Below are 11,994 nucleotides of genomic sequence, written 5' to 3' on the forward strand. Positions count from 1 at the left end.
TCTTCTCCTTTCTTTCCGGCCTATTTCATCTCTATGCCAAGGCTTTCTGCCAGAGCCCGGGCTTCCTCGGTCCACTGGCTGTAAAGGCCCGATTCATTGACCTCTGCGATGATCCCGTTTAAGGCCTCCAGAAGCTCATCCTCGCCCTTTTTAACGGCGATGACATTGCCCTCGTCGGAATGATCAAATTTAAACTCCGTCATGGCGATCTCCGGGTAGGACTTCATCAGCATCTCTCCGTTATCGTAGGAAACCGCCAGAGCGTCGGCCTTCCCTGTGGTCAGCATCAGAACGCCGTCGGTGATAGCTGTAACTGGCTGGAACTGGATATCCGACGGAAGCTGTTCTGTCACCAGGGACTGCTGCAGGGAGGCATTCTGGGCTACGACCTTCTTTCCGGAAAAATCCTCCGCTGTTTTATAGGAAGCCGCATCCTCCTTCAGCACCAGAAGGGTATGGCCCTTATCCTCAGACTGGATGTTGTAACGGTCCGAAAGTCCCAGGGTCTCGGCACGCTCCTCAGTATAGGCAAATCCGGAGATTCCCATATCGATGGTGCCGGAGGCAAGTCCCTGCTGGATCGCGGAAAACTCCATAGCCTTGATCTCCAGCTCCACTCCCAGCTTTTCAGCGATATATTTGCCCAGCTCAATATCGGAGCCCACGTACTCGACGCCCTTCGCGCCAACGTTTTTAAACTCCATGGGAGCGAAATCCGGCGCGGTCCCCATGGTGATCTTTCCAGAAGCCAGGATCTTTCCCAGACGGCTTTCGGGATCCACATCCACGGCGGACACGGTGGCTTCTGCCTCACTTCCGTCTCCGGCCTTTTCAGTCTCTTCTGCCGCAGCTGCTGTGCCGAAGGACTCTGCCTTCGTATCTGCTGCAGTCTCCTTGCTTTCTCCGCCGGAACATCCGGTCATCCATGCCATGGATATCATCGCTGCCATTGCCACAAATACATGCTTTTTCATAATTATTCCTCTTTTCTTTATTTTATGCTTCATATATGCAGTTTCCAACGGCCATTTATTGGTGGCCTTTGTTTATGTTACGCATTATAATGCATAAATATGCTTTTGTAAAGAGGTTTTTTGAAAAAAATATGCATTTTATCCATTCCATATAAATTTTTATGCATACCACCCGAAGGCGGTATGCATAATGGATAATCATTTATGGATTTAGATGTCTGCGATATTGATGAGCGTAAGCTCCTGGGCGCGGTTCTCCATACTGGTCACCAGGGCCCTGGCCGTATCGATGGCTGTAAGGACCGTCACGCCGGTCTCGATGGCGTTTCTGCGGATAATAAAGCCGTCGTGGCTGCGCTCGGCTCCCTGGGCCGGGATGTCGATGACCAGGTCGATCTCATGTCCCAGGATCAGATCCAGGATATTGGGAGATTCCTGCTCGATCTTGCGCACAGGGATGGTCACTACGCCCTTCTGGTACAGGTACCGGGCGGTTCCGTTGGTACAGAAGATCCGGTAGCCCTGGGCCTTGAAGCGGGCGGCAATGTCCACCATCTCCTCCTTATCGGAATCGCGGACGGTGATGATCATGTTCTTATACTTGGGCAGCTTGATGCCTGCGCCCTGGAACGCTTTATAAAGGGCCTCGTTGAAGGTCTTTGCGATACCCAGGCACTCTCCGGTGGATTTCATCTCCGGCCCCAGGCTGATGTCTGCGCCGCGGATCTTTTCAAAGGAGAATACGGGCATCTTGATCGCAAAGTAATCGGCCTCTTTCTGGAGTCCGGGAGCATAGCCCAGTTCCCTGATGGTGTGGCCGCAGATGATCTGGGTCGCCAGGGGAACGATGGGGATCCCCGTTACCTTGCTGATATAGGGAACCGTTCTGGAGGAACGGGGATTTACCTCAATGATGTAAACATCTTCTCCGTCCACAATGAACTGGATGTTGATCATTCCCTTTACATGAAGGGCCCTTGCCAGCTTTTCTGTATACTCCACCAGGGTCTTCTTGTTGCCCTCAGTGATGCTCTGGGCCGGGTAAACGGAGATACTGTCGCCGGAATGGATACCGGTACGCTCGATATGCTCCATGATACCCGGGATCAGGATGTCGGTGCCGTCGCAGATGGCGTCCACCTCGATCTCCTTGCCCATGATATATTTATCCACCAGGATCGGATGCTCCTGGGCGATCTGGTTGATGATGCCGATGAACTCGTCGATATCCTCGTCGCAGATGGCGATCTGCATGCCCTGGCCGCCAAGAACGTAGGAGGGGCGCACCAGTACCGGATATCCCAGCTCGTTGGCCGCCTTTTTGGCCTCCTCTGCTGTAAATACGGTCTGCCCCTTGGGTCTGGGGATGCCGCACTGCTCCAGGATCTCATCAAACCGCTCTCTGTCCTCGGCCGCGTCCACGTCCTCGGCTGCGGTTCCTAAGATCGGAACTCCCATTTTCATCAGAGCTTCGGTCAGCTTGATGGCTGTCTGGCCGCCGAACTGGACAACGGCTCCGTCGGGCTTCTCGATATCCACAATGCTCTCCACATCCTCAGGAGTCAGAGGCTCAAAGTACAGCTTGTCGGCAATATCAAAGTCCGTGCTGACGGTCTCCGGGTTGTTGTTGATGATGACGGTCTCATAGCCCTCTTTCTCAAAGGCCCAGGTGCTGTGTACGGAACAGAAGTCAAACTCGATGCCCTGGCCGATCCGGATGGGGCCGGAGCCCAGGACCAGCACCTTCTTCCTGCTGGTGGTTCCGTCCGCCTCATTCTCACTGCCGAAGCAGGAGTAGTAATACGGCGTCTCAGCCGCAAACTCAGCGGCGCAGGTATCCACCATCTTGAAGGCGGCGCGGATGTTGTTCTCATAGCGCATGGCCTTTACCTCATCCTGGGAAAGACCTGTGAGCCTTGCGATCACGTTATCCGGGAATTCGATGCGTTTTGCTTCCTTTAAGAGCTCCGGAGTCAGATCTTTTCCGGCGGCCTTAAGGGCAGCTTCCATCTCCACCAGGATCGCCAGCTTGTCGATGAACCAGATATCGATCTTTGTGATCTCATGGATCATATCATAGGAGAAGCCGCGGCGCAGGGCCTCGGCGATGACCCAGATCCGGCGGTCATCCACACGGTTCAGCTCCTCCTTAAGCTCCGCAGACGTAAGTCCGGAATAGTCATAAGAAAGGAGGCAGTCCACGTGCTGCTCCAGGGAACGGATGGCCTTCATAAGGCCGCCCTCAAAGCTGGTGCAGATACTCATGACCTCGCCGGTGGCCTTCATCTGGGTTCCCAGGCTGTGGCTGGCGTTGATGAATTTATCAAAGGGAAGACGCGGCATCTTCACGACTACATAGTCCAGCATGGGCTCAAAGCTGGCGTAGGTTTTTTTCGTTACGGCGTTTTTGATCTCGTCTAAGGTATAGCCCAGAGCGATCTTGGCGGCAACCTTTGCAATGGGGTAGCCGGTGGCCTTGGAGGCCAGTGCAGAAGAACGGCTTACTCTGGGGTTTACCTCGATCACACAGTATTCAAAGCTGTTGGGATTCAACGCGTACTGCACGTTGCAGCCGCCGGTGATCCCCAGCTCAGTAATGATCTTTAAAGCGGAGGTACGGAGCATCTGGTACTCCTTGTCTCCTAAGGTCTGGGACGGAGCCACAACGATGGAGTCACCGGTATGAACGCCCACCGGATCGATGTTTTCCATGTTGCAGACGGTGATCACGTTTCCGGCGCCGTCGCGCATTACCTCGTACTCGATCTCCTTCCAGCCGGCAATACACCGCTCCACCAGGACCTGTCCCACACGGGAAAGGCGCAGGCCGTTTTCCAGGATCTCAGCGCACTGCTCCGGGTTCTCTGCGATACCGCCGCCGGAGCCGCCCAGGGTATAGGCCGGACGGAGCACCACCGGATAGCCGATCTTTTCTGCCACGGCCAGACCGTCCTCCAAACTTTCCACGATCTCGGACGGAGCCACCGGCTCATTGATCTTTTCCATGGTCTCCTTGAACATTTCACGGTCCTCGGCCTTTTTGATGGTCAGAGGCGTGGTTCCGATGAGACGCACGTTATTTTTTGCAAGGATACCGGCCTCTTCCAGCTCCATGGCCAGGTTTAAGCCGGCCTGGCCGCCCAGGGTCGGGAGAACGCTGTCGGGCTTTTCCTTCATGATCAGCTGCTCCACCACCTCTGTGGTCAGCGGCTCAATGTATACCTTATCGGCAATGTCCTTATCGGTCATGATCGTGGCCGGGTTGGAGTTTAAGAGCAGCACCTCCACGCCCTCCTCCTTTAAGGAACGGCAGGCCTGGGTTCCTGCATAGTCGAACTCTGCGGCCTGGCCGATGATAATGGGGCCGGAGCCGATCACTAGAACTTTCTTAATATCTGGGTTCTTTGGCATTATCTTCCCTCCTCCATCATACGCATAAAGCGGTCAAACAGGTATCCGGAATCCAGAGGACCGGGACAGGCCTCCGGATGATACTGCACGGTGAAAATATTCTTTCCCACATACTTTAAGCCTTCGTTGGTCTTATCGTTCACGTTCACGAATGCCGGGACAGCCACGCTGGGATCCAGGCTTTCCTCATCGACTGCATAGCCATGGTTCTGGGAGGTTATGTATACCCGTCCTGTTTCCAGATCCTTGACCGGATGGTTTCCGCCGCGGTGGCCGTATTTCAGCTTATACGTCTTCGCTCCGGTAGCCAGGGCCATTAACTGGTGGCCCAGACAGATGGCAAAGATCGGAACGCTGGACTCATATAACTTCCTTACTTCCTCAATGATCCCCACGTTCTCGGCCGGGTCTCCGGGGCCGTTGGATAACATGATCCCGTCGGGATTGGTCTTTAAGATCTCTTCAGCCGGAGTATCTGCCGGATAAACCGTCACCTCGCAGCCTCTCTTATTTAAATTCCGGGCAATATTGTCCTTTGCACCGCAGTCCAGCAGCGCAACCTTTTTTCCGTCTCCGGGAAGCACATAGGGCTTCTTCACAGAGGTCTTTAACACAACGCCCTTTACCGTATACTGACGGATCTTCTCCTTCACTTCCTCCAGGTCATAGTCCCCGTTGGTGGTGATCATACCGTTCATGGTTCCTTTTTCTCTTAAGATCTTCGTAAGGGCTCTTGTATCGATTCCGCTGATACCTGGAATATCCTGTTCTTTTAAGAAATGATCGATGGTGTCCCCGCTTCTGAAATTGCTGGGAATTCTGGATAATTCTCTGACAATATAGCCGTCCGGCCATGCCTGTCTGGACTCCATGTCCTCACGGCAGATACCGTAATTGCCAATTAAAGGATAAGTCATTACCACTGCCTGTCCCGCATAGGAGGGATCGGTAAGGACTTCCAGATAACCGGTCATGGATGTATTAAACACAATTTCACTGATTACTTCTCTGGAGGAGCCGATGCTTGTTCCTTCAAACACAGTTCCGTCTTCCAGTATTAAATATGCCTTCATGACGCCACCCTTTCTTTTTTGTTATCCGGGCTTTTCTATTTTAGCCCAAATTTTCACTATTCTATCATATTCATATGGTTTTTGCAAGCGGTTGCTGTCGATTTCTGGATTTTTTTTAGGAACAATTTTTCAGATCCCCTTCCCAGAGCAGAAAATCCGGCCCGGAAGCGCAGGTTCATGCTCCGGGCCAGGTTTCTTCTTATGACCTTAAAAGCTTTTTGTCAAACTCAGGGTTGAAATAATAATAGTTGGACGGATCCAGCTTCTCCTTGACCTTTTCCAGGGCCTCTCCGAACCTCTGGAAGTGGACGATCTCCCTGGCCCTTAAAAATTTCAGCGGGGCCAGCACGTCCGGATCGTCGATGACCCGGATCAGGTTCTCATAGACCACCCGCGCCTTCTGTTCCGCCGCCAGGTCTTCAAAAATATCTGTGACGGCGTCTCCCTTGCTCTGGAACTCGCAGGCGTTGAAGGGGATGCCTGCCGCTGCCGCCGGCCAGAGCCCTGTGGTATGGTCGATATAATAGGCGTCAAAGCCGGCCGTTTTTGCCTGCTCGGGAGTCAGGTTCCTGGTGAGCTGGTAAACCATGGCGCAGATGATCTCCAGATGTCCCAGCTCCTCGGTGCCGATGTCCGTCAGGAGGCCGCCCACTTCCTTACAGGGCATGGAATATCTCTGGGCCAGATACCGCATGGATGCCGACAGCTCCCCGTCGGGGCCGCCAAACTGGCTTAAGATCAGAGACGCTGTCCTGGGACACGTATTCTTAATGTTCACCGGATACTGCAGCCGTTTCTCATAATTCCACATTATAAAGAACCTCCTTCCCATGGCATCGGTCCGTCTGACCAGGTAAAGTGCTTCTGGTCCGGGTAGTTTGTGAGACTTCCGCTCTGGTTGTTGGTATCCGGGCATACCAGATCCATGGTCAGAGGCTCGAACTGGTCCGCGCAGATCTCCATCAGCTCCCTCCGCTTTTTCGATGCCTCCGAAAACGCCTTCAGAGCCTCCTGGTCTGTGGGGTGGGTATCCAGATACAGAGTCAGATCGTTGACCATGAAGCTGGCCTCCCCGATCTCCTTCATAAGCTGCATACGGTCCATATTGTTATCCATGGAGACCGCCTCCTTTCTCCGCCGCATAAAAGGGCTGATCCAGGGACGGGAACACGGTGCCCTCCCGCAGGGCTTTTTCCGGATCGTACAAAGTCTCCCAGGGCTGGACCGGAGCCTGGACCATGGCCAGGACCGGAGCCGCCGGGACATTTCCATTTTTACACGTACAAAAATCCATTGCGCACACTCCTTTCGGGACTGACTTTGTCCTCCCCTTCAGTATGTGCCTGCAATGGATTTTCACACTGGTTAACCTTCGCCTTCCTTTACAATTTTGTCCAGAATGCGGATCAGGTCGTGGATGGACTGGATATCCTCTCCGCGGCTTAGGATCACATCCTGGAGCTCCGGCGACAGGCTGTTGAATTTTTCTCTGACATTCGGAGAAATATATGGCATATGATCACCCCGTTTTTTAGTATGGGATATGCGCTCTTTTTTATACCGGTATTCCGGACCTCCTTTTTCCATTTCTGGAACGGACTTCCATCCCTTCCATCCCTTCCCTGGTGCAATGGAAGGAATTGTATGGTAAGATCTGTTTTGTAATATTTTATAACATTTTTGTAATATTTTCGTAATACAAGGAGGTACCCATATGAAAAAAACAGGATTTTATGCTATAACAGCCGCAGCCGTCCTGGCCGCTGCGGGAGCCGCTCCACTTTCTTCCCAGGCAGCCCAGGATCCATACCTGGCTGCGCCGGGCCGTGTGGCCGCCGTTTTTTCCGTCCCTGCCCCGGCGGTGGGAACCCTTCCAGGACTTTCGGGCCTGATCCGTTTCCCCATATGTACGGAAAAGCCGTCCATACCCCAGGCACCGGAATGGCCGGATACTCCTCTGATCCCGGAACAGCCAGACGCTCCCCAGTCTCCGGAACTGCCGGACGCCCCGGAAAACAATGGTTCACCCGAAACTGACGGCGGCATCCAGGAGCCGGAAGCAGAGACCCCCGCAGCCCAGGTACTCGCTCTGGTAAACGCCCAAAGAGCCCGGGCCGGTCTTGGTTCCCTTTCCCTGGATCCGGAGGCCTCAAAAGCCGCAGGAGTCCGCGCCCGGGAGATCCAGATCTCCTTTTCCCATACCCGGCCCGATGGAAGAGACTTCTCCACCGCCCTCTCGGAAGCCGGGGCTTCCTTCCGCGCCTCCGGGGAAAACATCGCTTATGGCCAGAGATCGGCAGAGCAGGTCATGGACGTCTGGATGAACAGCGCCGGCCACAGGGCCAATATCTTAAATCCCGGATACTCGCGGATCGGCATCGGCCATGTGAAGGACAGCCGCGGCGTGGATCACTGGGTCCAGCTTTTCCTAAACTGACCGGAAGACCGTCCGGGTCATATGGAACGCCCGGCAGCATGAACCTGTACCAGGAGTATTCCATAAAAAAGAAGCCGCAGCATCGCGGCTTCTTTTTTAATCGTATGGTTCATAATCGTAACGACGAATGTATATGTCCCTTACAGAGATATGGTCTGGGTACGGCTGCTATTTCTGCATTTTCCGGTCATTGCCTTTTGTATCAGCTGATCTTCGGCAGGATCATGCCAGGTCCACGCGATTCATATATCTGATCAGACGGAAAATCTGGCTGGTGTAACCCCATTCATTGTCATAGAATGCGATCAGCTTAAAAAAGTGGGAGTTTACCTGAATGCCTTCCCTTGCATCGAAGCAGGAGGCGTGGGAATCGCCGATAAAGTCCGAAGATACCACCTCGTCTTCGATATAGTCCAGGATCCCGGAAAGCTCATTTTCACTGGCTTCCTTCATCTTCCGGCAGATATCCTCATAGGATGTCGGCGATTTTAACGCCACGTTCAGGTCCACGATGGAAACGTCGGAAGTCGGAACACGGTAGGAAATCCCGTTCATTTTATCCTTTAAAGAAGGGATCACCAGAGAGATCGCCTTTGCTGCTCCTGTGGTGGATGGGATAAGGTTTCCAAACACCGAGCGGCCCGTTCTCCAGTCCTTTAAGGATCTGCAGTCCACCACCTTCTGCTTTGCTGTTGCAGAATGGATCGTGGACATGAGTCCATATTCAATACCGTAATGATCTTCAAGCACTTTACAGATGGGGGCAAGACAGTTTGTGGTACAGGATGCATTGGAGACCACCATCATATCCGGTCTGTATGTTTCATGGTTGATGCCCATAACAAAGGTGGGAGTCACATCGTCCTTGGCCGGCGCCGTTACGATCACTTTCTTTGCGCCTGCCCGGATGTGCGCCATGGCCTTTTCTGTGGTGCAGAAAGCGCCGGTGGCGTCGATGATGTACTCGGCTCCGCACTCTCCCCATGGGATCAGCGAGGCGTCGCTCTCAGAGTATACCGGGATCTTCTGTCCGTTTACGACGATCCCGTTTTCATACGTATCCAGGGTTCCCTGAAAGCGGCCGAATATGGAATCATATCGGATCATATATACCATATACTCTAAATTTGCGTTGCGGACATTGATCCCGCATAAATGAAACTCTTCCGGTTTGTCGATGGCGATGCGGAATGCGACTCTTCCTATACGTCCAAATCCGTTGATGCCAATTTGAATTGCCATTGCAAATGTACCTCCTATAAAAAACATACCTTTTTCATTGGATGGCAATGACTTTTGCAGTAAATAACCGTGAATTGCTGTAACCCAAGGCCAGTGTAACATAAGTGTTCAGAAAAAGCCAGTGATTCGGAGGTAATTAAACATTTAACGGGATTGGCATTTTTTTTACAATAAAACGTCCTTTTATTTCCGGCCCAGGAGGAAAAAGCTCTGGCTGTGATCCGCCGCTATCACAGGATGCTTTCCAGGTAGCACAGCAGGTCCTCCTTCCCCAGCGGTTCACAATGGCTGAGTATGCAGTATTTACAGTCCATGGAACGGATGGTCCGGATCAATGAAGCCAGCTTGTCCCGATCCATATATCCATCGTTAAAAAAGTCTTCGCTGGTGGAATCACCTAAAAATAAGACCTTCTCTTCCGGTATATAAATACAGGCCGTGTCTTCTGAATGCGGCGCTTCTGTATGAAAGATCCGGGCGGTCATTCCTCCCAGATCCACGGTCATTCTGTCCGAAAATTCCAGGTCTGACAATACAATATCCAGCCTGTCCAGATCTGCATATTCTCTTCTGAAATGGATGTCCTCTCTTTTCAGCGCTTCAATATAACCGGAGTCCTCCGCCTCTTCCTGCTGTTTTTTCAGAAACTCATTGGTCTTTTCATGGGCAATGCTGACCCCGCTGACCGCGTGCATCCCGAAGGTATGGTCATAATGCCAATGGGTGATCACAGTAAAATCCGGCTTTTTTAAATGCTCTGCTTCGATGGCCCCGTAAAAATCTGCCACATGAGAGGACGAATATCCCGCATCAATGGCCAGAGACCATTTATCTCCCCTGATATAAGCTAACATCGGCCTGTCTGTTTCCGGTTCATGCTCCAGATAATAGATCCGATCCGTTAATCTCTTTAATCCCATTTCCTGTCCCACCTTTCCGGCAATAATTCCTTCAATGTCATTTTCCTGTCGTGGTCAATGGCTGCCTGCTCCGCGCAGATCCCAATAGAGCATGGCCGGTCTATATTATAGTATATTCCATCTGACAAATAGTTTCAATTATTTCCCCCTTTCTTTTCCCCGTCTCATCGCCTTCTTAACGCCCTCCAGAACTCCAGTTTTTTACAGATAATCCTTCAGGGTATCCCTCACCTGCCCGGCATATGGAGATCAATATCCCACTTGATCTGAAATCTCAGTTCTTTTAAAAAAGGAAAAGCTTTTCCTCTCAATAACCATAGAAAATCATAATAAAAATGCCGTTACACAGAACAAATGTTGCTCCTGTAACAGCATCTTTACCCAAAATCCATTTTCCTCAATATCCGCGTTAATCTCTGTAAAATCTCTTTACAATTCTAATTTTCTTTTCCCTTTTATTTTCTCCATATCCCATGAAATTCCCTACAAACGCTGGATCGCCTCCGTGGCCAGAGATGACCGTTCACACTCCTCCGGCAAAAGAGTGATCTGCCAGCATAATGGACTTCCTTTCATGTGCTCCGCCGCATAGCTGAGCCCATTGGTCCTGTCGTCCAGATAGGGACGGTCGATCTGATTGGGATCTCCCAGGAGAATGATCTTCGTTTCTTTTCCTGCACGGGTAATGATTCCCTTGATCTGCGCCGGGGTCATGTTCTGCGCCTCATCTATGATCAGATACGTCTTAAGGATCGACCTTCCCCTGATGAAAGTCAGGGCTTCTGTCTGAATCAGCCCCCTATCGAAAATCTCCTGTATCTTGTCCTGCAATTCTCTTTCATCCGAATATCTTTCCCGGTCATTGGAATCCACCAGTTGTTCCAGGTTGTCCATGATCGGACGCATCAATGGAGAGATCTTTTCCTGCTCGTTTCCCGGAAGAAAACCAATGTCAGAGTCAAAAAGCGCATTGGGCCTGCAGATCAGGATCCTCCGATACTCCCCGGATGGATCATTGAGCACCTTTTCCAGGCCTACCGCCAGGGAATAAAATGTCTTACTCGTTCCTGCCATTCCCTTTACAATAACAAGCGGCGCTTTTTCTGCCGGCTGCATTAAGGCTTCCTGGAAGAAATATTGTCCTACATTTCTTGGACTGACACCATACGGCGTTGACTTCCTGTATTCTAATTTCCGGATAATGCCTTTTTCAACCCTCCCCAGCTGGGTCTTTTGGGATGACTGGTCTGCCCTTAAAATGATAAACTCATTTTCAAACAATTCCGGATGGATACACGCTCCATTACTGTCACAGCAGTATACGCTCTCCACCGGTACTCCTTTTTTCTTAAAATCCTTAAACAGAACCTCTGGAACAAATACTTCTTTCCGCCCCAGATACTGCTCCTCATGCCCAGCCACCTGTTCTGTTGTAAAGTCCTCTGCCTGGATTCCAAGAAGCTGCGCTTTGATACGCAGAAGAATATCCTTTGTCACAAGGATCACTTGTTTCGGACTCTCCTTTGACAATCCAATACAGACCTTCAAGATCCGGTTGTCCGATTTATGATCTGGGAGATCCTCTGGCAGTTCTACGTTCAGATAATTTTTTTCCACCCGCAGGATACCGCCATGCCCCGTATACACTCCCTCCAGCAGATTTCCCTTTTCTCTGTATGCATCCAGAATACGGATCACCCTGCGGACATTCGCCCCCTTTTCTCCCTCTTCTTTTTTCAGATTGTCAAGCTCCTCCAAAACAGTCATCGGCAGGACCACTTCATTTTCCTCAAAGCATTCGACGGCATACGGTGCCTGGATCAGTACATTGGTATCCAGGATATAGATTTTTTCCATAAAAAACCCCTTTACACATTTATTGTTTTCAGAGTACGATCTGACTCCACTCTGAAACTTCTTTTCAAGATTACCACCGG

General features: G+C 51.4%; 11 protein-coding genes. 1 reads left to right on the forward strand and 10 read right to left on the reverse strand.

What is annotated here, in order from left to right; genetic code table 11:
• Nucleotides 1-20 precede the first annotated feature (20 nt).
• The 7 genes from ACI6NM_RS06320 to ACI6NM_RS06350 all read right to left on the reverse strand — a co-directional run bounded on the left by ACI6NM_RS06320 (nucleotide 21) and on the right by ACI6NM_RS06350 (nucleotide 6,973).
• Nucleotides 21-974: a transporter substrate-binding domain-containing protein gene (locus ACI6NM_RS06320; RefSeq protein ID WP_262427469.1), complete on the reverse strand. Its 954-nt coding sequence runs from the start codon at nucleotides 972-974 to the stop codon at nucleotides 21-23.
• A gap of 210 nt (nucleotides 975-1,184) precedes the next feature.
• Entirely contained in the window at nucleotides 1,185-4,385 is a 3,201-nt protein-coding gene (gene carB, locus ACI6NM_RS06325; protein WP_262427468.1) for a carbamoyl-phosphate synthase large subunit, read from the reverse strand.
• The gene (locus ACI6NM_RS06330) at nucleotides 4,385-5,458 is read right to left on the reverse strand and encodes a carbamoyl phosphate synthase small subunit (RefSeq protein WP_022272381.1); all 1,074 of its coding nucleotides are present in this window, start codon (nucleotides 5,456-5,458) and stop codon (nucleotides 4,385-4,387) included. The genes carB and ACI6NM_RS06330 overlap by 1 nt, the downstream gene beginning before the upstream one ends.
• Nucleotides 5,459-5,657: 199 nt before the next feature.
• On the reverse strand, nucleotides 5,658-6,269 hold the full coding sequence (locus ACI6NM_RS06335) for a manganese catalase family protein (RefSeq protein WP_438501079.1): 612 nt from the start codon (nucleotides 6,267-6,269) through the stop codon (nucleotides 5,658-5,660).
• Nucleotides 6,269-6,574 carry a spore coat protein CotJB gene (locus ACI6NM_RS06340; RefSeq protein WP_438501080.1) on the reverse strand — a complete coding sequence of 102 codons (306 nt, stop codon included), beginning with the start codon at nucleotides 6,572-6,574 and terminating at the stop codon, nucleotides 6,269-6,271. The genes ACI6NM_RS06335 and ACI6NM_RS06340 overlap by 1 nt, the downstream gene beginning before the upstream one ends.
• Nucleotides 6,567-6,752, reverse strand: a complete 186-nt coding sequence (locus ACI6NM_RS06345) for a spore coat associated protein CotJA (protein WP_022272378.1) — start codon at nucleotides 6,750-6,752, stop codon at nucleotides 6,567-6,569. The genes ACI6NM_RS06340 and ACI6NM_RS06345 overlap by 8 nt, the downstream gene beginning before the upstream one ends.
• Before the next feature lie 71 nt (nucleotides 6,753-6,823).
• Nucleotides 6,824-6,973, reverse strand: a complete 150-nt coding sequence (locus ACI6NM_RS06350) for a hypothetical protein (RefSeq protein WP_215652882.1) — start codon at nucleotides 6,971-6,973, stop codon at nucleotides 6,824-6,826.
• A gap of 199 nt (nucleotides 6,974-7,172) precedes the next feature.
• On the opposite strand from ACI6NM_RS06350, the gene ACI6NM_RS06355 reads away from it, so the two are divergent.
• Nucleotides 7,173-7,895 (forward strand): CAP domain-containing protein, encoded by a 723-nt coding sequence (locus tag ACI6NM_RS06355; RefSeq protein ID WP_262427467.1) that lies wholly within the window; start codon nucleotides 7,173-7,175, stop codon nucleotides 7,893-7,895.
• Between the two features lie 222 nt (nucleotides 7,896-8,117).
• On the opposite strand, the gene gap is transcribed toward ACI6NM_RS06355, so the two are convergent.
• The 3 genes from gap to ACI6NM_RS06370 form a co-directional block, all read right to left on the reverse strand.
• On the reverse strand, nucleotides 8,118-9,137 hold the full coding sequence (gene gap, locus ACI6NM_RS06360) for a type I glyceraldehyde-3-phosphate dehydrogenase (RefSeq protein WP_022272375.1): 1,020 nt from the start codon (nucleotides 9,135-9,137) through the stop codon (nucleotides 8,118-8,120).
• Between the two features lie 230 nt (nucleotides 9,138-9,367).
• A complete protein-coding gene (locus ACI6NM_RS06365) occupies nucleotides 9,368-10,057 on the reverse strand; it encodes an MBL fold metallo-hydrolase (protein WP_262427466.1) in 690 nt (229 codons plus the stop codon).
• A gap of 483 nt (nucleotides 10,058-10,540) precedes the next feature.
• Entirely contained in the window at nucleotides 10,541-11,914 is a 1,374-nt protein-coding gene (locus ACI6NM_RS06370) for a PhoH family protein (RefSeq protein WP_262427465.1), read from the reverse strand.
• Between the last annotated feature and the right edge of the window lie 80 nt (nucleotides 11,915-11,994).

Source organism: Pilosibacter sp. YYHA0881 (genome assembly GCF_051602715.1).
GTDB lineage: Bacteria > Bacillota > Clostridia > Lachnospirales > Lachnospiraceae > Alitiscatomonas > Alitiscatomonas aceti.